General features: G+C 71.2%; 20 protein-coding genes and 1 tRNA gene. 11 read left to right on the top strand and 10 right to left on the bottom strand.

Annotated features, from left to right (window positions below):
* Positions 1-156: 156 nt before the first annotated feature.
* From nhaA to ACFYX3_RS23060, 4 genes are all read left to right on the top strand, one after another.
* Entirely contained in the window at positions 157-1,548 is a 1,392-nt protein-coding gene (gene nhaA, locus ACFYX3_RS23045; protein WP_389016307.1) for a Na+/H+ antiporter NhaA, read from the top strand.
* Between the two features lie 38 nt (positions 1,549-1,586).
* A complete protein-coding gene (locus tag ACFYX3_RS23050) occupies positions 1,587-2,072 on the top strand; it encodes a phage holin family protein (protein WP_389016310.1) in 486 nt (161 codons plus the stop codon).
* Complete coding sequence (locus tag ACFYX3_RS23055) at positions 2,069-3,004, top strand: alpha/beta fold hydrolase (RefSeq protein WP_389016313.1); 936 nt, start codon at positions 2,069-2,071, stop codon at positions 3,002-3,004. Before ACFYX3_RS23050 ends, ACFYX3_RS23055 begins: the two co-directional genes overlap by 4 nt.
* A 122-nt stretch (positions 3,005-3,126) precedes the next feature.
* A complete protein-coding gene (locus ACFYX3_RS23060) occupies positions 3,127-3,318 on the top strand; it encodes a hypothetical protein (RefSeq protein ID WP_116160250.1) in 192 nt (63 codons plus the stop codon).
* A 19-nt stretch (positions 3,319-3,337) separates the two neighbouring features.
* On the opposite strand, the gene ACFYX3_RS23065 is transcribed toward ACFYX3_RS23060, so the two are convergent.
* The 3 genes from ACFYX3_RS23065 to nth all read right to left on the bottom strand — a co-directional run bounded on the left by ACFYX3_RS23065 (position 3,338) and on the right by nth (position 6,354).
* Positions 3,338-4,537: a MarP family serine protease gene (locus tag ACFYX3_RS23065; protein ID WP_359510587.1), complete on the bottom strand. Its 1,200-nt coding sequence runs from the start codon at positions 4,535-4,537 to the stop codon at positions 3,338-3,340.
* A 79-nt stretch (positions 4,538-4,616) separates the two neighbouring features.
* Positions 4,617-5,321: an NUDIX hydrolase gene (locus ACFYX3_RS23070; protein ID WP_382661630.1), complete on the bottom strand. Its 705-nt coding sequence runs from the start codon at positions 5,319-5,321 to the stop codon at positions 4,617-4,619.
* A 70-nt stretch (positions 5,322-5,391) separates the two neighbouring features.
* A complete protein-coding gene (gene nth / locus ACFYX3_RS23075; RefSeq protein WP_389016318.1) occupies positions 5,392-6,354 on the bottom strand; it encodes an endonuclease III in 963 nt (320 codons plus the stop codon).
* A 305-nt stretch (positions 6,355-6,659) separates the two neighbouring features.
* Between nth and ACFYX3_RS23080 the strand changes: the two genes are divergently transcribed.
* Positions 6,660-7,334: a Crp/Fnr family transcriptional regulator gene (locus ACFYX3_RS23080; RefSeq protein WP_015034542.1), complete on the top strand. Its 675-nt coding sequence runs from the start codon at positions 6,660-6,662 to the stop codon at positions 7,332-7,334.
* Positions 7,335-7,416: 82 nt separating this feature from the next.
* On the opposite strand, the gene ACFYX3_RS23085 is transcribed toward ACFYX3_RS23080, so the two are convergent.
* The 5 genes from ACFYX3_RS23085 to ACFYX3_RS23105 form a co-directional block, all read right to left on the bottom strand.
* Positions 7,417-8,301: a prohibitin family protein gene (locus ACFYX3_RS23085; protein ID WP_376581829.1), complete on the bottom strand. Its 885-nt coding sequence runs from the start codon at positions 8,299-8,301 to the stop codon at positions 7,417-7,419.
* Positions 8,302-8,568: 267 nt separating this feature from the next.
* Positions 8,569-9,399: an MBL fold metallo-hydrolase gene (locus ACFYX3_RS23090; RefSeq protein ID WP_376581831.1), complete on the bottom strand. Its 831-nt coding sequence runs from the start codon at positions 9,397-9,399 to the stop codon at positions 8,569-8,571.
* Complete coding sequence (locus ACFYX3_RS23095; RefSeq protein ID WP_389016324.1) at positions 9,396-10,292, bottom strand: NUDIX hydrolase; 897 nt, start codon at positions 10,290-10,292, stop codon at positions 9,396-9,398. The genes ACFYX3_RS23090 and ACFYX3_RS23095 overlap by 4 nt, the downstream gene beginning before the upstream one ends.
* 88 nt (positions 10,293-10,380) lie before the next feature.
* A complete protein-coding gene (locus ACFYX3_RS23100; RefSeq protein WP_376581835.1) occupies positions 10,381-10,851 on the bottom strand; it encodes a RidA family protein in 471 nt (156 codons plus the stop codon).
* Positions 10,848-11,006, bottom strand: coding sequence for a DUF4177 domain-containing protein (locus ACFYX3_RS23105; RefSeq protein ID WP_116160244.1), 159 nt, complete (start codon positions 11,004-11,006; stop codon positions 10,848-10,850). Before ACFYX3_RS23105 ends, ACFYX3_RS23100 begins: the two co-directional genes overlap by 4 nt.
* 123 nt (positions 11,007-11,129) lie before the next feature.
* On the opposite strand from ACFYX3_RS23105, the gene ACFYX3_RS23110 reads away from it, so the two are divergent.
* Positions 11,130-12,092: an ArsA-related P-loop ATPase gene (locus tag ACFYX3_RS23110; protein ID WP_181924597.1), complete on the top strand. Its 963-nt coding sequence runs from the start codon at positions 11,130-11,132 to the stop codon at positions 12,090-12,092.
* A 182-nt stretch (positions 12,093-12,274) separates the two neighbouring features.
* Positions 12,275-13,600, top strand: coding sequence for an ArsA family ATPase (locus ACFYX3_RS23115; protein WP_389016695.1), 1,326 nt, complete (start codon positions 12,275-12,277; stop codon positions 13,598-13,600).
* Positions 13,601-13,652: 52 nt separating this feature from the next.
* Here ACFYX3_RS23115 and ACFYX3_RS23120 read toward each other — a convergent pair whose 3' ends face one another.
* Complete coding sequence (locus ACFYX3_RS23120; RefSeq protein WP_181924596.1) at positions 13,653-13,997, bottom strand: WhiB family transcriptional regulator; 345 nt, start codon at positions 13,995-13,997, stop codon at positions 13,653-13,655.
* 416 nt (positions 13,998-14,413) lie between these two features.
* Here ACFYX3_RS23120 and ACFYX3_RS23125 point away from each other — a divergent pair, with 416 nt between their 5' ends.
* Positions 14,414-16,648 carry a transglycosylase domain-containing protein gene (locus ACFYX3_RS23125; protein ID WP_389016330.1) on the top strand — a complete coding sequence of 745 codons (2,235 nt, stop codon included), beginning with the start codon at positions 14,414-14,416 and terminating at the stop codon, positions 16,646-16,648.
* 69 nt (positions 16,649-16,717) lie between these two features.
* Here ACFYX3_RS23125 and ACFYX3_RS23130 read toward each other — a convergent pair whose 3' ends face one another.
* The gene (locus ACFYX3_RS23130; RefSeq protein ID WP_359510571.1) at positions 16,718-17,182 is read right to left on the bottom strand and encodes a GatB/YqeY domain-containing protein; all 465 of its coding nucleotides are present in this window, start codon (positions 17,180-17,182) and stop codon (positions 16,718-16,720) included.
* 74 nt (positions 17,183-17,256) lie between these two features.
* Here ACFYX3_RS23130 and ACFYX3_RS23135 point away from each other — a divergent pair, with 74 nt between their 5' ends.
* The 3 genes from ACFYX3_RS23135 (at position 17,257) to ACFYX3_RS23145 (ending at position 19,062) form a co-directional block, all read left to right on the top strand.
* Positions 17,257-18,195 carry a metallophosphoesterase gene (locus ACFYX3_RS23135; protein ID WP_376581842.1) on the top strand — a complete coding sequence of 313 codons (939 nt, stop codon included), beginning with the start codon at positions 17,257-17,259 and terminating at the stop codon, positions 18,193-18,195.
* A gap of 17 nt (positions 18,196-18,212) precedes the next feature.
* Positions 18,213-18,950 carry a Pr6Pr family membrane protein gene (locus tag ACFYX3_RS23140; protein WP_389016335.1) on the top strand — a complete coding sequence of 246 codons (738 nt, stop codon included), beginning with the start codon at positions 18,213-18,215 and terminating at the stop codon, positions 18,948-18,950.
* A gap of 38 nt (positions 18,951-18,988) precedes the next feature.
* Positions 18,989-19,062 (top strand) — tRNA-Pro (locus ACFYX3_RS23145).
* The last annotated feature ends 31 nt before the right edge of the window (positions 19,063-19,093 follow it).

The following is a 19,093-nucleotide window of genomic DNA, read 5'->3' on the forward strand; positions in this document are numbered from 1 at the left end:
AGCCCTGAAACTCCATAAAGTGAATCTCGCCGGACACACCCCGGGCTCGTTAGGTAAAGTAAGGATCGCGTCAGGAACGCGACAGAAAGACCTAGGTGCGCCGGGAAGTCTGGTCGGCATGTGCTTCGCCCTGCCCGCCCGACGGAGGTCACCCACGTGTCCGTGCCCAACGACCGCAAGTTCCTCGGCCGTCTCTCGCTGCCCGAGCGGCGCTACATCGCCGACGCGCTGCGCGCCGAGACCGTCGGCGGCGTCCTGCTGCTCCTCGCCGCCGTCGCCGCGCTCGTCTGGGCGAACTCCCCGCTGAGCGCGAGCTACGAGACCGTCAGCGACTTCCACATAGGCCCCGCCGCCCTCGGCCTCGACCTGTCGATCCAGCACTGGGCGGCCGACGGCCTCCTGGCGATCTTCTTCTTCGTCGCCGGCATCGAGCTCAAGCGCGAGCTCGTCGCGGGCGAGCTGCGCGACCCCAAGGCCGCCATGCTCCCCGTCATCGCCGCCCTCTGCGGCATGGCGGTCCCCGCCCTCGTCTACACCCTGGAGAACATCGTCGGCGGCGGCTCGCTGGACGGCTGGGCCGTGCCCACGGCGACCGACATCGCCTTCGCGCTCGCCGTCCTCGCCGTCATCGGCACCTCGCTGCCGTCCGCGCTCCGCGCCTTCCTGCTGACCCTCGCCGTCGTCGACGACCTGTTCGCGATCCTGATCATCGCGATCTTCTTCACCAGCGAGCTGAACTTCGCCGCGCTCGGCGGCGCCGTCGCCGGACTCGTCGTCTTCTGGGTACTGCTCCGCAAGGGCGTCCGCGGCTGGTACGTGTACGTGCCGCTGGCCCTGGTCATCTGGGGCCTGATGTACAACAGCGGCGTCCACGCCACCATCGCCGGCGTCGCCATGGGCCTGATGCTGCGCTGCACCACCCGCGAGGGTGAGGAGCACTCCCCCGGCGAGCACATCGAGCACCTGGTCCGGCCGCTCTCGGCCGGGCTCGCCGTCCCCCTCTTCGCGCTCTTCTCCGCCGGGGTGAGCCTCTCCGGCGGCGCGATCCACGACGTCTTCACCCAGCCGGTCACCCTCGGCGTGGTCCTCGGTCTCGTCGTCGGCAAGGCGGTCGGCATCTTCGGCGGCACCTGGCTCGCCGCCCGCTTCACCCGGGCGGAGCTCAACCCTGACCTGGCCTGGCCGGACGTGTTCGCCGTCGCCACCCTCGCCGGGATCGGCTTCACCGTCTCGCTCCTCATCGGCGAACTCGCCTTCGCCGGGGACGCCGTCCTCACCGACGAGGTGAAGGCCGCCGTCCTGATCGGCTCGCTGATCGCGGCCGTCCTCGCCTCCGTCCTGCTGAAGCTGCGGGTCCGGAAGTACCAGGCGCTCGTCTCCGCCGAGGAGCGCGACGAGGACGAGGACGGCATCCCCGACATCTACGAGGAGGACAACCCGGAGTACCACCTGCGGATGGCCGAGATCTACGAGCGGAAGGCCGCGGAGCACCGGCAGCGCGCCCAACTGGCGGGGGCATCGCGCGACGGCGCCGACCGTCCGGCATGATCTGAGTCGGACCGTAGACACAAGGAGAGGGAGCAGCGATGAGCGACCCGTTCGACGGCACCGAGCGCAGCCTCGGTCAGCTGGTCGCCTCGGCGACCGCCGAGATGTCCGCGCTGGTGCACGACGAGATCGCCCTGGCCAAGGCCGAGATCCGACAGGACGTCAAGCGTGGCGCGATCGGCAGCGCGGCGGGCACCGCGGCCGCCGTGGTGCTGCTCTTCTCACTGCCGATGCTGAGCTTCGCGCTCGCGTACGCCATCAACACCTGGACCGGCGGGCACAACGGCAACGGGGGCTGGAACCTCGTCTGGTGCTTCCTGCTGTCCTTCACCTTCAACGTGCTGGTCGCGGCACTGCTCGGGCTGATCGCGTACTCCAAGTTCAAGAAGCTCAAGCCGCCGGAGAAGTCCATCGCCTCCGCCAAGCAGACCGCGGCGATCATGCAGAACGCGAAGCCGCACCCCCGTCCGGCGCAGCAGCCGGCGCTCGACAAGGCCTCCACTGTGGCACGCTCGTCCGTATGACCCTCCCCGAGAGCAGCAGCGGCAATGGCGGGCCCGTACGGCTCGACGGGCCGTGGACGCACCGTGACGTGGCCGCCAACGGCGCCCGCTTCCACATCACCGAGATGGGCGACGGCCCGCTGGTGCTGCTCCTGCACGGCTTCCCGCAGTTCTGGTGGACCTGGCGCCACCAGTTGCCCGCCCTCGCCGAGGCCGGATTCCGGGCCGTCGCGATGGACCTGCGCGGGGTCGGCGGCAGCGACCGTACGCCGCGGGGTTACGACCCCGCCAACCTGGCCCTCGACATCACCGGCGTCGTCCGCTCCCTGGGCGAGCCGGACGCGGCGCTCGTCGGGCACGACCTGGGCGGCTACCTCGCCTGGACGGCCGCCGTCATGCGGCCGAAGCTGGTGCGCCGGCTCGTCGTCTCCTCGATGCCGCACCCGCGCCGCTGGCGCTCGGCGATGCTCTCCGACTTCGCCCAGTCGCGGGCCGGTTCGCACGTGTGGGGCTTCCAGCGGCCGTGGCTGCCGGAGCGTCAACTCGTCGCGGACGACGGCGCGCTCGTGGGCGAGCTGATCCGGGACTGGTCGGGTCCGAAGCCGGTCGACGAGGAGGCCGTCGAGGTGTACCGGCGGGCGATGTGCGTCCCGTCGACGGCGCACTGCTCGATCGAGCCGTACCGGTGGATGGTGCGGTCGCTGGCCCGCCCGGACGGCATCCAGTTCAACCGGCGCATGAAGCGGCCCGTCCGGGTGCCGACGCTCCATCTGCACGGCTCCCTGGACCCGGTGATGCGGACCCGCAGCGCCGCGGGGTCCGGCGAGTACGTGGAGGCGCCGTACCGCTGGCGGCTCTTCGACGGCCTGGGGCACTTCCCGCACGAGGAGGACCCGGTGGCCTTCACCACGGAGCTCGTCAACTGGCTGAAGGACCCCGAGCCCGACCGCTGAGTCCCTTTCAGGGACCGTGCGGGCGTACAGGCTTGCGTCGAACGGCCATGTGCCCCGCGCATACTCCAATTGGCGGGCCCCGAGGCGGTTACCGACCTTGGCCCCCGGGCAGACGTCGAAGTATGGGCTGGACGCACGACTACGGTGACACGACAGCACGCGACCGCCGCTCGGCCACGGGGCCGGGCTCCCGCGAGAGGGGTGGCACCGCGGACGCGGGCCACGCGGCGCAAGGGGTGGGGATCTCGCGCATCCTGCGCCGCCGGGCCCGCTGGGTCTCGGCCCGGCTCCGGCACCCCAGAGACACCGCGTAGCGCTCCGTAGGGCCGGGTCTCACAGGGCGCAGGTCTGGGTGTCGACCTGCTGGTCGGCGGTCCGGCCGCGCTCGATGTCCTCACGGATCTCGTCGACCGTCAGGGCGTATCCGGTGTTCGCGTCGTCGAGGGAGCGGGCGAAGATCACGCCGTACACCTCGCCGTTCTCCGTGAGGAGCGGACCGCCGGAGTTGCCCTGGCGGACCGTCGCGTACAGCGAGTACACGTCCCTGCGCACATCGCCGCGGTGGTAGATGTCGGGGCCCTTGGCGCTGATCTGGCCCCGCACACGGGCCGAGCGCACGTCGTACGAGCCGTTCTCCGGGAATCCGGCGACGATCGCGTCGTCGCCGCTGCGGGCGTCCTCGTCGGTGAAGGCCAGCGGCGTGGCCCGCAGGCCCGGCACGTCCAGGACGGCGATGTCGCGCTGCCAGTCGTAGAGGACGACCTTGGCGTCGTAGAGCTTGCCCTCGCCGCCTATCTGGACGGTCGGCTCGTCGACGCCGCCGACGACGTGGGCGTTGGTCATGATGCGGCGGTCGGCGAAGACGAAGCCGGTGCCTTCGAGGACCTTGCCGCAGCTCTGCGCGGTGCCGACGACCTTCACGATGGAGCGCTGCGCGCGGGCGGCCACGGGGCTGTGGGCGAGCGCCGGGTCGGGCGGGGTGACCGGGGTGATCGGCTCGTTCGCGAAGGGGCTGAAGACCTGGGGGAAGCCGCTGCGGGCCAGGGTGGAGCTGAAGTCGTCGAACCAGCCGGAGGCCTGATCCGGCATCACCTGCTCCACGCCGAGCAGCACCTTGGAGGTCCGCACCTCCTTGCCCAGGGTGGGCAGCGAGGTACGGGCGAGGGCGGAGCCGATCAGCCAGGCCACGAGCAGCATCGCGACCACGTTGACGAGGGCGCCGCCGGTGGCGTCCAGGGCGCGGGCCGGCGACCAGGTGATGTGGCGGCGCAGTTTGTTGCCGAGGTGGGTGGTGAAGGCCTGACCGACGGAGGCGCTGACGATGACGATCATCACGAAGACGACGGTCGCCGTGGTCGAGACCTCGCTGTTGTCGGTCAGCTGGTCCCAGAGGATCGGCAGCAGCAGAACGGCGACGAGACCGCCGCCGAGGAAGCCGATCACCGAGAGGATGCCGACGACGAAGCCCTGGCGGTAACCGATGATCGCGAACCACACGGCGGCGAGCAGCAACAAGATGTCCAGCACGTTCACCGTCAATAGCCTCGCAGATTCGTTTCCGGTCGCCCGGGGTCGGTCGGCCCGAAGGCCGGTCCGCCCGAAGGTCAGCCTGTCATGAGCGCCAGTCGAGCGGGACCTTCTTGGACCGGTCCCAGGGGCGCTCCCAGCCGGCGAAATGGAGCAGCTTGTCGATGACGCCGGCCGTGAAACCCCAGACCAGAGCGGATGCGACGAGGAAAGCGGGGCCTTCGTGGCCGAGCGGGTGGACGGCGGTCGCGCGGTTCGCGGGGTCCGTGAGATCCGCCACGGGGACGGTGAAGACGCGGGCGGTCTCGCCGGGGTCGACGACGCCGACCGGGCTGGGGTCGCGCCACCAGCCGAGGACGGGGGTGACGACGAAGCCGCTGACCGGGATGTAGAGCCGGGGCAGCACGCCGAAGAGCTGGACGCCCTCCGGGTCGAGACCGGTCTCCTCCTGGGCCTCGCGCAGGGCGGCGCGCAGCAGGCCGCCGTCCGCCGGGTCGCCGTCCTCGGGGTCGAGGGCGCCGCCGGGGAAGGAGGGCTGCCCGGCGTGCGAGCGGAGGCTGCCGGAGCGCTCCATGAGCAGCAGCTCGGGTCCGCGCTCGCCCTCGCCGAAGAGGACGAGGACGGCGGACTGGCGGCCGGCGCCGCTCTCGGGCGGCAGGAAGCTGCTCAGCTGCTCGGGTCTGACCGTGCGGGCGGCCCGGTCGACGGGGTCGAGCCAGTCGGGCAGCCCGTCCCTGCTGAGCAGCCCGGCCGTGCCGGGCCCGTGGATCTCTTCGTCAGTGCGCGTCATGGGCACCCCCGTGGTTCTCAACGCGATCGGTGGACGGGTTCGTTCCCGGCGGCGTGTTCACTCGGCGTGTTCAGGCCTCGCCGCCGGGTGACGCGCCGCTGCCCAGTGGGGGCGCCGGGCGGCCCGGGTAGCCGGGCGGCGGGTTGAGGCGCTGGCCGGGGAAGCCGCCCATCTCGTACTTGAGCAGCTTCCTCGCCTTCTCGGGGTCGGTCTCGCCCTCGCCGTACGCGGGGCAGAGGTGGGTGATCGGGCAGGCGCCGCACGCGGGCTTGCGGGCGTGGCAGATCCGGCGGCCGTGGAAGATCACCCGGTGCGAGAGCATCGTCCACTCGCTCTTCGGGAAGATCGTGGCGACCTCGGCCTCGATCTTCACCGGGTCGTCGGACTCGGTCCATCGCCAGCGCCGGGCGAGGCGCATGAAATGGGTGTCGACGGTGATGCCGGGGACCCCGAAGGCGTTCCCGAGGACGACGAAGGCGGTCTTGCGGCCGACGCCGGGGAGCTTGACGAGGTCCTCCAGACGGCCGGGGACCTGTCCGCCGAAGTCGTCCCTGAGGGCGGCGGCGAGGCCCATGATCGACTTGGTCTTGGCGCGGAAGAAGCCGGTCGGCCGGATCAGCTCCTCGACCTCTTCGGGCACGGCCGCGGCGAGGTCCTCGGGCGTCGGGTACTTCGCGAAGAGGGCCGGGGTGGTCTGGTTGACCCGCAGGTCGGTGGTCTGCGCCGAGAGGACCGTGGCGACGAGCAGCTCGAAGGGGTTGCGGAAGTCGAGCTCCGGGTGGGCGTACGGGTAGACCTCGGCCAGCTCCCGATTGATCCGCCGCGCCCGCCGCACCATCGCGAGCCGTGACTCGGGCGCGGTGGGCTTGGCGGCGCGGGCGGGCTTGACGGAGGTGGCGGGCGCGGCGGGCTTGGTCGCACGCGCCGGGTCCGCGGGCGCGGTGGCCTTGGTGACGCGGGCGGGCCTACCGGGCGCGGCCGGGTTCGCGGGCGCGGCGGGGTCCGTCGCCGTGGGGGTCTTCACAGACCTCACGGGCTCCCCTTTTTTACCCTTTGCCCGTTTCGACACGCCGCGTTCGCCCACAGCGGAATTACCTTCGCCCGACACTCTTTCAGCCCCCTTGGCCTGCGCTCTCACCGGCGAGTTGGACACCCGGCCAGCCTAGGCGCCGCCGCCGACATCCGCCCCGGGCGTGGCCGATCGGAGCCCAATCGGGCCCCTGACGTACGGACGAGCGACTCGGTACGTCAAACTTGTTGTGATTGATCGCACTGTTTTGTGCGTCCGGCATCATGGGACCCAGGTCCTTTGAGCAGGTCGACAGTAGGAGAGAACTCGTGGACGACGTTCTGCGGCGCGCCCCGCTCTTCGCGGCGCTCGATGACGAGCAGGCTGCCGAGCTGCGCGCCTCGATGAGTGAGGCGACGCTCGCCCGTGGCGACGCGCTCTTCCACGAGGGCGACCCCGGTGACCGCCTGTACGTGGTGACCGAGGGCAAGGTGAAGCTGCACCGCACCTCCCCCGACGGCCGCGAGAACATGCTGGCCGTCCTCGGCCCCGGCGAGCTCATCGGCGAGCTGTCCCTCTTCGACCCGGGCCCGCGCACCGCCACGGCGACCGCGCTGACCGAGGTCAAGCTGCTCGGCCTCGGCCACGGCGACCTCCAGCCCTGGCTGAACGCCCGCCCCGAGGTGGCCACCGCGCTGCTGCGCGCCGTCGCCCGCCGCCTCCGCAAGACCAACGACCAGATGTCCGACCTGGTCTTCTCCGACGTCCCGGGCCGTGTCGCCCGCGCGCTCCTCGACCTGTCGCGCCGCTTCGGCGTGCAGTCGGAGGAGGGCATCCACGTCGTCCACGACCTCACCCAGGAGGAGCTGGCCCAGCTGGTCGGCGCCTCCCGCGAGACGGTCAACAAGGCGCTCGCCGACTTCGCCCAGCGCGGCTGGCTGCGCCTGGAGGCCCGCGCCGTGATCCTGCTCGACGTGGAGCGCCTCGCGAAGCGCTCGCGCTAAGCACCTCCGTACGCAGCTCCGCACACGCGGAAAGGCCGCCCCGGTCCAAGGACCGGGGCGGCCTTTCCCGTACGTGCGGAGGTCAGCGCTTCGAGCCGTCCACGATCACGGGGGCGGAGCCGCCGTCGCCGCAGGGCACCGCGTAGACCGGGTTCTTCGCCGCGGCCTCCTTGTACGCGTCGATGCACTGGTTCATCAGGACCTTGTCCGTCAGCGAGTCGTTGAGGATCTTGTTGGCGCGGGCGATGCCCTCCGCCTCGATGCGGCGCCGGTCGGCCTCGGCCTTGGCGGTACGGGAGGCCTCGGTGGCCCGCTCGGTGGCCTGCTCCTGCTGGATCTTGCGGTCGATCTGGCCCTGGAGGGCGTCCGAGGGCTTCACGTTGCGCAGGTTGACCGTGGTCACGTCGATGCCGCGAGGGGCCAGGCGCTCCTTGATCAGGGACGCGATCTCGGCGTTGATGCCCTCGCGGTCGGAGGCATACCCCTCCTCGCTGGTGTGGCGGGCGAAGACGTTGCGGACGATCTCACGGCTGTCCGGGTAGACCAGCCGCTGCTGGATGGCGTCCTCGCTGCCCGCGAGCTTGTACAGCTCGACGGCCTTGGCCTGGTCGACGGACCACTTCACCGTCACCTCGGCGTACATGACACCGCCCTGCGAGGAGCGGACCTCGACCACGTCCTTGTCGGAGAGGTTGAGGTCGACCGGGCGGGTCGAGAAGGTCGTGACGTCGGTGAACGGCGACTTCACGTGCATGCCGGAAGTCATCGGCTGACCCACCTTGCCGAAGGCGACCGGCACGCCGACCTCGTACGCGCTGATCACGTACGTCATGCTCACGACCATCGAGAAGAGACCGGCCAGGAGCGCGCCGAGGGCGCCGAACTTCAGCCCCTTGGAGTCGTTGGCACGGCCGACGAAGAAGAGCACCACTGCGGCTATGAACAGCAGGATGGCGAAGACGAACACGGGCGGTCCCCCCGAAGCTACGGCCAGATGTAAGCGGAGCGTAAGACACGGGGAAAGCCCGAGCGGTTCCGGGTCCCGCATCACGAGCCCCGGCGCGACACCCGGGCCGGGCACGGCACCCGTGTCCGGCACGGCACCCGGGCTCTGCGCGGCACCCGGGCCTGGTCTCGGTGCGGCGCCCGGACTCGCCGCGGCACCCGGGCCTGGCCTCTGCCCAGCGCCCAGGTCCGGCCGTCGGGCGGATCACGCCGGCTCCGCCCCCGCGGATCAGGTGAGGCCGCGCTCCCTCAGGTACTCCAGCTGCGCCCGTACCGACAGCTCGGCCGCCGGCCACAGGGAGCGGTCCACGTCCGCGTACACATGGGCGACGACATCCGCCGCCGTCCGGTGCCCGGCCTCGACCGCCGTCTCGACCTGGGCCAGCCGGCTCGCCCGGTGCGCCAGGTAGAACTCCACGGCCCCCTGCGCGTCCTCCAGGACCGGCCCGTGCCCCGGCAGGACCGTGTGCACCCCGTCGTCGACGGTCAGCGAGCGCAGCCGGCGCAGCGAGTCCAGGTAGTCCCCGAGCCGCCCGTCCGGATGCGCGACCATCGTCGTCCCGCGCCCCAGGATCGTGTCGCCCGTCAGCACCGCCCGGTCGGCCGGCAGGTGGAACGAGAGCGAGTCTGAGGTGTGGCCGGGCGTCGGGACGACCCGCAGCTCCAGGCCGCCGACCGTCACCACGTCCCCGGCCCCGAGCCCCTCGTCCCCGAGCCGCAGCGCGGGGTCGAGGGCCCTCACGGCCGTCCCGGTCAGCTCCGCGAAACGGCCCGCGCCCTCCGCGTGGTCCGGGTGGCCGTGCGTCAGCAGGGTCAGCGCGACCCGCTTGCCGAGCTTCTCGGCGGTGTCGATCACATGGCGCAGATGGCCCTCGTCCAGCGGCCCCGGGTCGACGACGACGGCGAGGCCGGAGCCGGGCTCGGAGAGCAGCCAGGTGTTGGTGCCGTCGAGGGTCATCGCGGACGGGTTCGGCGCGAGGACGTTCACGGCGCGGGCGGTCGCGGGCCCCGACTCCACGAGGCCCCGCGGCTGGCCGGGCAGGGCGGCGGCGTCGCTCATCGCTCACCCCCGGCGGGGATCACCTTGGTGAACTCCTCGTGCCCCGGCCAGCTCAGGACCAGCTCGTCGCCCTCCAGACGCGCCTGTGCGAGGACGGGGGCCATGTCCTGCTCCCCCGCCGCCTCCAGCGCCTCGGCGGCCGTCCCGTACGCCTCCAGGCTGCGCAGGGTCGAGATCGTCGGCGGCATCATCGTCAGCTCGCCCCGGTCGTAGCCGCCGGCGGCCTCCGCCGGGCGGATCCAGACCGTGCGATCCGCCTCCCCCGAGACGTCCCGGGTGCGCTGGCCGGCCGGGAGCGCCGCCACGAAGAACCAGGTGTCGTACCGGCGCTGCTCGAACTCCGGGGTGATCCAGCGGGCCCACGCGCCCAGCAGGTCCGAACGCAGGACGAGACCGCGCCGGTCCAGGAAGTCGGCGAAGGACAGCTCCCGCGCGACGAGCGCCTGCCGGTCCCGCTCCCAGCCCTCGCCCGTCGTGTCGCCGACGACGCCTTCCCCGGTCTCGCCGGCGAGCAGCACGCCCGCCTCCTCGAAGGTCTCGCGCACGGCGGCGCAGACCACGGCCTGGGCCTGCGCCGGGTCGTCGAGGCCGAGCCGGGCCGCCCACGTCTCCAGGGACGGGCCCGCCCAGCGCACCGGCTGCTCGTCGCGCGGGTCGACACCGCCGCCGGGGTACGCGTACGCACCGCCCGCGAAGGCCATCGAGGTGCGGCGGCGCAGCATGTGGACGTCGGGCCCCGCGGCCCCGTCCCGCAGGAGCAGGACGGTGGCGGCGCGCCTGGGCGTCACGGGGGTGAGCTCGCCGGCGGCGAGGGCACGGATGCGGTCGGGCCATTCCGCCGGGTACCACTGCCCGTTCGACTGCTTCGCCTGCTTCGACTGACCATTCGACATGGCCGGATGCTATGCGCAAGCATCGGAATGCACGAGAGCCGGTTTCCCACGCCTGTGGAAAACCGGCTCTCTGCATCCGTCCGGGATGTCAGGCCTCGACGAGCTCGACCTGGACCTCGACCTCGACCGGCGCGTCGAGCGGCAGCACGGCCACGCCGACGGCGCTGCGCGCGTGCACGCCCTTGTCGCCGAGGATCTCGCCGAGCAGCTCGCTGGCGCCGTTGATGACGCCGGGCTGACCGGTGAAGTCGGCGGCGGAGGCGACGAAGCCGACGACCTTCACGACGCGCTTGATGCGGTCGAGGTCACCGGCGACCGACTTCACGGCCGCGAGCGCGTTGAGCGCGCAGGTGGCGGCCAGGTCCTTGGCCTCCTCCGGCGTGACCTCGGCGCCGACCTTGCCGGTCAGCGCAAGCTTGCCCGCCACCATCGGGAGCTGGCCCGAGGTGTAGACGTACACGCCGGACTGCACGGCCGGCTGGTAGGAGGCGAGGGGCGGCACGACCTCGGGCAGGGTCAGGCCGAGCTCGGCGATCCGCGCCTCGACGGCCCCGCTCACGCCTTGGCCCGCTTCAGGTAGGCCACGAGCTGCTCGGGGTTGTTCGGCCCGGGCACGACCTGGACGAGCTCCCAGCCGTCCTCGCCCCAGGTGTCCAGAATCTGCTTGGTCGCGTGCACCAGAAGCGGCACCGTGACGTACTCCCACTTGGTCATGGGGCCGACTGTATCCGCTGCCGCCGGACTGTCCGCCGAGGTGGCCCCCGAAGGTCCCCCTAGGTGGCTTCTCCGGGGCGGTCCGCTGATTGCGCGCGGCCGCCAGTGGTTAGGCTCGACTGCGTGAGCAGGCTCCAGGTCGTCAGCGGCAAGGGCGGTACCGGTAAGACGACGGTCGCCGCCGCCCTCGCCCTCGCCCTCGCGACGGAGGGGAAGCGGACCCTCCTCGTCGAGGTCGAAGGCAGGCAGGGCATCGCACAGGTCTTCGAGACGGAAGCCCTTCCGTACGAGGAGCGCAAGATCGCCGTCGCCCCGGGCGGCGGAGAGGTGTACGCGCTGGCGATCGACGCCGAGCGCGCGCTCCTCGACTACCTCCAGATGTTCTACAAACTGGGCGGTGCGGGGCGGGCCCTGAAGAAGCTCGGCGCGATCGACTTCGCGACGACGATAGCGCCGGGCGTCCGGGACGTGCTGCTGACCGGCAAGGCGTGCGAGGCGGTGCGGCGGCGCGAGAAGGACGGCCGGCCCACCTACGACCACGTGGTCATGGACGCGCCGCCCACCGGCCGCATCACCCGCTTCCTCAACGTGAACGACGAGGTCGCGGGCCTGGCGAGGATCGGCCCGATACACAACCAGGCGCAGGCCGTCATGCGGGTCCTCAAGTCCCCCGAGACGGCGGTGCACCTGGTGACCCTCCTGGAGGAGATGCCGGTCCAGGAGACCGCGGACGGCATCGCGGAGCTGAGGGCCGCGGAGCTGCCGGTGGGCAGGGTCGTGGTGAACATGGTCCGGCCGCACGTCCTCGACGAGGCGGCGGTACGGGCCGCCTCCGGCGACCACCGGGACGCGATCGCGCGGACCCTGGCCGCCGCCGGCGTCACGGGCGGCGCGCGCCTGGTCGAGCCGCTCCTCGACGAGGCGGCCGAGCACGCCCGGCGGGTGGAGCTGGAGCGGACGCAGCGCGCGGTCCTGGACGGCGTCGGCGTCCCCTCGTACGAACTCCCCTTCCTCGGGGACGGGGCGGACATCGCCGGGCTCTACCGGCTGGCGAAGGAACTGCGGAAGCAAGGGGTGGGGGCGTGACGGAGAAGGCAGGCGCCGCGGACGAACCCGACGCCGGGGAGGGGCCGGACGCCGTGGAGGAGCCCGACGCCGTGGACGGACCCGACGCGGCGACCGGACCCGGTGCCGCGAACCGGTCCGCCCCGGAGGACGGCCCCAGTACCGCGGGCGAAGGCGCCGGCGGGCTCGACCGTCCTGCCCTCCTGGAGCTCGATCCGCTGCTCGACGACCGGGGGACCCGCATCATCGTGTGCTGCGGGGCCGGCGGGGTCGGGAAGACGACCACGGCGGCGGCGCTCGGCGTGCGGGCGGCGGAGCGCGGGCGGCGGGTCGTGGTCCTCACCATCGACCCGGCGCGCCGGCTCGCCCAGTCCATGGGCATCGACTCCCTCGACAACACGCCCCGCAAGGTCGACGGCATCAAGGGCTCCGACGGCGGCGAACTGCACGCCATGATGCTGGACATGAAGCGGACCTTCGACGAGATCGTCGAGGCGCACGCGGAGCCGGAGCGGGCGCGGGCGATCCTGGAGAACCCCTTCTACCAGTCCCTGTCGGCCGGATTCGCCGGTACGCAGGAGTACATGGCGATGGAGAAGCTGGGCCAGCTCCGGGCCCGCGACGAGTGGGACCTGATCGTCGTCGACACCCCGCCGTCCCGGTCGGCCCTCGACTTCCTGGACGCGCCGAAGCGGCTCGGGTCCTTCCTGGACGGGAAGTTCATCAAGCTGCTGATGGCCCCGGCGAAGGTGGGCGGCCGGGCCGGGATGAAGTTCCTCAACGTCGGCATGTCGATGATGACGGGGACTCTGGGGAAGCTGCTCGGGGGGCAGTTCCTCAAGGACGTGCAGACGTTCGTCGCGGCGATGGACACGATGTTCGGCGGCTTCCGGACCCGCGCGGACGCCACGTACAGACTGCTCCAGGCCCCGGGCACGGCCTTCCTCGTGGTCGCCACGCCGGAGCGGGACGCGCTGCGCGAGGCCGCGTACTTCGTGGAGCGGCTGGCCGCCGAGGAGATGCCGCTGGCCGGTCTCGTCCTCAACCGCGTCCACGGCAGTGGCGCCGCCCGGCTGTCGGCCGAGCGGGCGCGGGCCGCCGCGGAAAATCTTGACGAGGGGCGCATTGTGGATCAGGGGGGCGGGAAGGCTGCACTGGGTGGCTCCCCGGCCACCGAGCCCGAGTCCGAGCACGAGTCCCGGCCCGAGTCCGAGCCCGGGACAGTGCCCGAGTCGAACGATCTCGCCACCGCCGCCGCACATCCCGTACCCGAGGCTGCCCCCACAGCCGAACCGGCACAGGAAACAACAGACGTGGACGTACGTCATCTCACCGCGGGACTCCTGCGCCTGCATGCCGAGCGCATGCGGGTGCTCGCGCGTGAGCAGCGCACCCGCGACCGCTTCACCGCGCTCCACCCGGAGGTGGCGGTGACCGAAGTGGCCGCCCTGCCCGGCGATGTGCACGACCTCGCCGGGCTGCGGGCCATCGGTGACCGGCTCACGGCGGGGCGGACGCCCTCGGCCTGAGCCTGTGTCGCCGAGCGCCTCGGCACCGCGCCGAGCCGCGTCGAGCGGGTTCCTAGCCGACCGCGGCGTACGCCTCGTACGTCGCGTCGTCGTCGATCGCCACGGGCAGCAGGCCCGCTCCCCGCTCGTACTCCGTCCGCGCGGTCTCCAGGAGCCGGCGCCACGAGGTGACGGTCGGCCTGCGGCGCAGCAGGGCGCGTCGCTCGCGCTCCGTCATGCCGCCCCACACACCGAACTCCACGCGGTTGTCGAGGGCGTCGGCGAGGCACTCGGTCCGCACCGGGCATCCGGTGCACACCGCCTTTGCCCTGTTCTGTGCCGCTCCCTGCACGAAAAGTTCATCCGGATCGGTAGTGCGGCAGGCCGCCTGCGCACTCCAGTCAGCTACCCAGCCCATACCGGCGCCGTCCTCTCCCGAATCGAGGCTCCCCCACGGCGGCAGCGGCATATTCACCGCTGCCAGTTGGGACGTTACGGAAGGTGGGCACAGCGCAACACCCCCTTCGGGCCCAATCTTGAATGGTCCGAACGGACTATGCGTGCGCGTCAGATCACCCAGGGGAGTGATCGAAGGACATGCGTGTGTTAACGGACATATCACTCGGACATGCCCTTCCTTGACGGGCCCATTTCGGGCACCGCCTGACACATGAACAGGAATCGGACACGAGGTTCCCGTGTTTCGGGGTCACGGAATTTCATGCCGATGTCACACCCGGGTCTTGATGCGAGACCACACTGCTGTGACAGTTGGGAGCAGCTTAGGCCAAGGCATATACGTGTGTCCGGCGAATGAGAACGTAGGCTGCCCCCATGGCAAAGAAGCGCTCGGGCGGTGGTCTGACCGGGACCCAGCAGGCCGCCAAGTTCCTCGGTGTCAGTGTGCTCGCGGGAGCCGTGCTGGCGGGCATCGCCCTGCCCGCGGCCGGTGCACTCGGGCTGGCCGCGAAGGGCACGGTCGAGGGGTTCGACGAGATCCCCTCCAACCTGAAGACCCCACCGCTGAGTCAGCGCACCACGATCCTGGACGCCGAGGGCGGCCTGATCGCCACGGTGTACTCGCGGGACCGGAAGGTCGTGCCGATCGACAAGATCTCCCCGTACATGCAGAAGGCGATCGTCGCGATCGAGGACGGGCGCTTCTACGAGCACGGGGCGATCGACCTCAAGGGCGTGCTGCGCGCCATCAACCGGAACGCGCAGTCGGGCGGGGTCGCGCAGGGCGCGTCCACGCTGACCCAGCAGTACGTGAAGAACGTCTTCGTCGAGGAGGCCGGTGACGACCCCGAGAAGGTCGCGCAGGCCACCCAGCAGACCATCGGCCGCAAGGTCCGCGAGCTGAAGTTCGCGATCCAGGTCGAGGAGGAGCTGGGCAAGAAGAAGATCCTGGAGAACTACCTCAACATCACGTTCTTCGGGCAGCAGGCCTACGGCATCGAGGCCGCCTCCCAGCGGTACTTCTCCAAGCACGCCGCCGACCTGGACCTGGGCGAGGCGGCGATGATGGCCGGCCTCGTCCAGTCGCCGAGCCGCTACGACCCCATCAACGACATCCAGGAAGCCACCAAGCGCCGCAACACGGTCCTCCAGCGGATGGCCGACGTGAAGGACATCAGCCAGGCCGAGGCGGACGCCGCCAAGGCCAAGCCGATCAAGCTGAAGGTCAAGACGCCGAAGAACGGCTGCATCACCGCCGTCGACGGTGCCGGCTTCTTCTGCGACTACGTCCGCAAGACGATCCTCAACGACCCGGTCTTCGGCAAGACCTCCGAGGAGCGGTCGAAGCTGTGGAACCTGGGTGGTCTCACCATCAGGACCACGCTCGACCCGCGTGCGCAGGCCGCCGCCAACGAGGCCGCCATCGCGAAGGTCAACAAGGACGACCCGGTCGCCGCCTCCGTGGTGCAGGTCCAGCCCAAGACCGGCCGCATCCTGTCGATGGGCCAGTCCAGGCCGTACGGCCTGGACCAGAAGCAGCACCAGACGACGCTGAACCTGGCCGTCGGCAGCAGGATGGGCGGCACGACGTACGGCTTCCAGGTCGGCTCGACCTTCAAGCCGATCACGGCCGCGGCGGCGCTCGAGAAGGGCATCAGCCCGGCGACGAGCTTCAACGACCCGGCGCAGATCAACATCAACGAGAGCGAGTACACGCGCTGCGACGGCAAGCCCTCCGGTTACGCGAACTGGGAGGTGAACAACGAGACCAAGTCGGAGAAGGGCGTCTTCGACATGACCAGCGCCCTCGGCAAGTCCATCAACACGTACTTCGCCAAGCTGGAGCAGATGGCCGGTCTCTGCGAGACGCTGACGATGGCGAAGAACGTCGGTTACGAGCGCGAGCTGGGCAAGCCCATCAAGCAGAGCCCCTCCGTCACCCTCGGCAGCATCGAGTCCACCCCGCTCGACATGGCGTCCGTCTACTCGACCTTCGCCAACCGCGGCATCTACTGCACCCCGGTCGCCATCGAGTCGATCAAGGCCGCCAACGGCGACAAGCTGAACGTGCCGCAGACCAAGTGCACGCGGGCCATGAGCGACCGGACCGCCGACACCATCAACCAGATGCTGAAGGGCGTCGTCGAGGACGGCACCGGTACGCGGGCCGGCCTCAGCGACCGCGACAACGCGGGCAAGACCGGTACGACCAACGACCGCAAGGACGCCTGGTTCGTCGGCTACACCCCGAACCTGTCCACCGCCGTCTGGGTCGGTGACGACGTCGGCGAGAAGAAGTCGATGTACGACATCACCATCGGCGGCGAGTACTACGACAAGGTCTGCGGTGGCTGCCTCCCCGGCCCGATCTGGAAGATCGCGATGACGGGTGCCCTGGACGCCGGCCAGACGCCGGGCTTCGTCACCGTCCCCGTACCGCGGGCCGACAAGCCCAAGGACGAGGAGAAGGAGGGCGGCGAGGGCCCGAACAAGCCCAAGAAGCCCGGCGACGCCAAGCCCGGCGACACCACCACGCCGAACCCCGGGTTCACGTTCCCGACGGACCTGTTCCCCGGCGGACGCGACAAGCCCCGCGGCGGAGGCCACTGACGCCAGGCAGATACGAGGAAGGGCGCCCCACCTGAGGTGGGGCGCCCTTCCTCGTATCGACTCGGCGGATCAGCCCGCGAGCAGCTTCTTCACCGCGGCGGCGACACGGCCGCCCTCGGCCTGGCCGGCCACCTTCGGATTCACGATCTTCATGACGGCACCCATGGCACGCGGCCCCTCGGCGCCCGCCGCCTTCGCCTCCTCGACGGCCGCCGCGACGATGCCGTCGAGCTCCTCGTCGCTGAGCTGCTTCGGCAGGTACGCGTCGAGGAGGAGGCCCTCGGCCTTCTCCCGCTCGGCGGACTCGGGACGACCGCCCTTGGCGAAGGCGTCCGCGGCCTCGCGGCGCTTCTTCGCCTCCTTCGCAATCACCTTCTGCACCTCGTCGTCGGAGAGTTCGCGCTTCGTCGTACCCGCGACCTCCTCCTTCGTGATCGCGGTGATGGTGAGCCGCAGGGTCGAGGAGCGCAGTTCGTCGCGCTCCCGGATCGCGGCGTTGAGGTCGTCCTGGAGCTTCGCCTTGAGCGTGGTCATGGGGTCAAGTGTGGCAGGTGCGCCACCCGGACCGCCCGCGCATTTAGGCCCGGCGGGTCTGCGACGATGGGGGGATGCGCGCACGGTACGGCATCCCCCTGAAGATCACGGCAGGCCTCACGGCGACGGCGGCGGCCGGAATCGTCTACGCGGCCGGCATCGAGGCCCGCTCCTTCCGGCTCCGCCGGGTGACGGTCCCGGTCCTCCCGCGCGGCATGCGCGACCTGCGGATCCTCCAGGTCTCGGACATCCACATGGTGAGCGGCCAGCGCAAGAAGCGCGCCTGGCTGCAGTCCCTCGCGGGGCTCCGCCCCGACCTCGTCGTCAACACCGGCGACAACCTCTCCGACACGGAGGCCGTGCCGGAGGTCCTCGACGCGCTCGGGCCGCTGATGGAGTTCCCCGGCGTGTACGTCTTCGGCTCCAACGACTACTACGGCCCCCGGCTGCGCAACCCCGCCCGCTACCTCCTGGAGAAGGTGCAGGGCAAGCACGGCCTCAACGGCAACCCGCCGGTGGTCGGCGCCGTCCACAACCCGTGGGAGGACCTCCGGGACGGCTTCGACGCGGCCGGCTGGGTCAACCTCACCAACACCCGCGGCCGGCTGAAGCTGCCGCAGGCCGACCTCGCCTTCACCGGCCTGGACGACCCGCACATCAAGCGCGACCGGTACGAGCGGGTCGCCGGCGGCCCCGACGCGGACGCCGACTTCACTCTGGGCGTCGTGCACGCCCCGTACCTGCGGGCTCTCGACGCCTTCACGGCCGACGGGTACGAGCTGATCCTCGCCGGGCACACCCACGGCGGCCAGCTGTGCGTCCCCTTCTACGGGGCGCTCGTCACCAACTGCGACCTGGACACGGACCGGGTGAAGGGCCTCTCCACGCACACGGTGGAGGACCGCACCTCGTACCTCCACGTCTCGGCGGGCTGCGGCACCAACCGGTTCACGCCCGTCCGCTTCGCCTGCCCGCCCGAGGTCACCCTGCTCACCCTGACGGCGCGTGCCTGACCACTTACGGTGGGGCAATGTTCACGCCCCCCTCCGCGGCCGTGCCGGCCTCCGCCGTCATACCCCCCGTCGACCGCCGCCCCTGGGCGGCGGCCTTCCGGGCCCTGATCGCCGCCTCCGCCGCGACCGGCCTGGTCATCGAGGTCGCGTACGGCAACGTGCTCGTCGTCCTGAGCTTCTTCACCATCTGGACCAACATCCTGGTGGCCGTCGTCCTCGGCCTGGGCGCCGTCCGGGCCTGGACCCGCCGCCCGCCGCTGCCCGCGCTGTGGACCGGCGGGACCCTGCTCTGCATCGCGGTGGTCGGCCTCGTCTTCCACCTGGTCCTCGACAACGAGGCCAGCGGGTTCAGCATCGCCGACCAGATCGACCGGCTCACCGGCGCGAAGGCCGTCGCCAACCAGCTCCTCCACACCGTGACCCCGATCGGCACGGCCCTGGACTTCCTGCTGCTCACGGCGCCCGGCGCCCTCCGGTGGCGCCACGCCGCCCAGTGGCCGGCGGCCCCGGGCCTCTACTTCGCCTTCGCCCTCGTCCGCGGCGCGCTGCTCTCCCCCGACGCGCCCACCCGCTACACGTACCCGTTCCTCGACGTCACCGTCCACGGCTACGGAGGCGTCCTGGTCAACGCCGTCGTGCTCGGCGCGGCCTTCTACGCCCTCGGCCTCGCGATCGTCGGCCTGGACCGCATCCGCCCCGCGCCGAGGCCCCGCGGATACCGGATTTCGTCTGAGCGCGCGCGTGGGCTAAAGTAATCGATGTCGCCGGGACGTGAAGAACAAACCAGCGACATCGGGGTGTAGCGCAGCTTGGCAGCGCGCTTCGTTCGGGACGAAGAGGTCGTGGGTTCAAATCCCGCCACCCCGACAGCCGCAAGACCCTCAGGGGCCTGATCCGC

This window comes from Streptomyces sp. NPDC002463 (assembly GCF_042889835.1).
In the GTDB taxonomy this organism is placed as follows: Bacteria; Actinomycetota; Actinomycetes; order Streptomycetales; family Streptomycetaceae; genus Streptomyces; species Streptomyces nymphaeiformis.

Excerpts from the sequence above, each read along its gene's own strand:
- ACFYX3_RS23050 (WP_389016310.1), top strand. The coding sequence starts at position 1,587 with ATGAGCGACCCGTTCGACGGCACCGAGCGCAGCCTCGGTCAGCTGGTC.
- ACFYX3_RS23055 (WP_389016313.1), top strand. The coding sequence starts at position 2,069 with ATGACCCTCCCCGAGAGCAGCAGCGGCAATGGCGGGCCCGTACGGCTC.
- ACFYX3_RS23060 (WP_116160250.1), top strand. The coding sequence starts at position 3,127 with ATGGGCTGGACGCACGACTACGGTGACACGACAGCACGCGACCGCCGC.
- ACFYX3_RS23070 (WP_382661630.1), bottom strand. The coding sequence starts at position 5,321 with ATGACGCGCACTGACGAAGAGATCCACGGGCCCGGCACGGCCGGGCTG.
- ACFYX3_RS23090 (WP_376581831.1), bottom strand. The coding sequence starts at position 9,399 with ATGAGCGACGCCGCCGCCCTGCCCGGCCAGCCGCGGGGCCTCGTGGAG.
- ACFYX3_RS23095 (WP_389016324.1), bottom strand. The coding sequence starts at position 10,292 with ATGTCGAATGGTCAGTCGAAGCAGGCGAAGCAGTCGAACGGGCAGTGG.
- ACFYX3_RS23105 (WP_116160244.1), bottom strand. The coding sequence starts at position 11,006 with ATGACCAAGTGGGAGTACGTCACGGTGCCGCTTCTGGTGCACGCGACC.
- ACFYX3_RS23120 (WP_181924596.1), bottom strand. The coding sequence starts at position 13,997 with ATGGGCTGGGTAGCTGACTGGAGTGCGCAGGCGGCCTGCCGCACTACC.
- ACFYX3_RS23125 (WP_389016330.1), top strand. The coding sequence starts at position 14,414 with ATGGCAAAGAAGCGCTCGGGCGGTGGTCTGACCGGGACCCAGCAGGCC.
- ACFYX3_RS23130 (WP_359510571.1), bottom strand. The coding sequence starts at position 17,182 with ATGACCACGCTCAAGGCGAAGCTCCAGGACGACCTCAACGCCGCGATC.
- ACFYX3_RS23135 (WP_376581842.1), top strand. The coding sequence starts at position 17,257 with ATGCGCGCACGGTACGGCATCCCCCTGAAGATCACGGCAGGCCTCACG.
- ACFYX3_RS23140 (WP_389016335.1), top strand. The coding sequence starts at position 18,213 with ATGTTCACGCCCCCCTCCGCGGCCGTGCCGGCCTCCGCCGTCATACCC.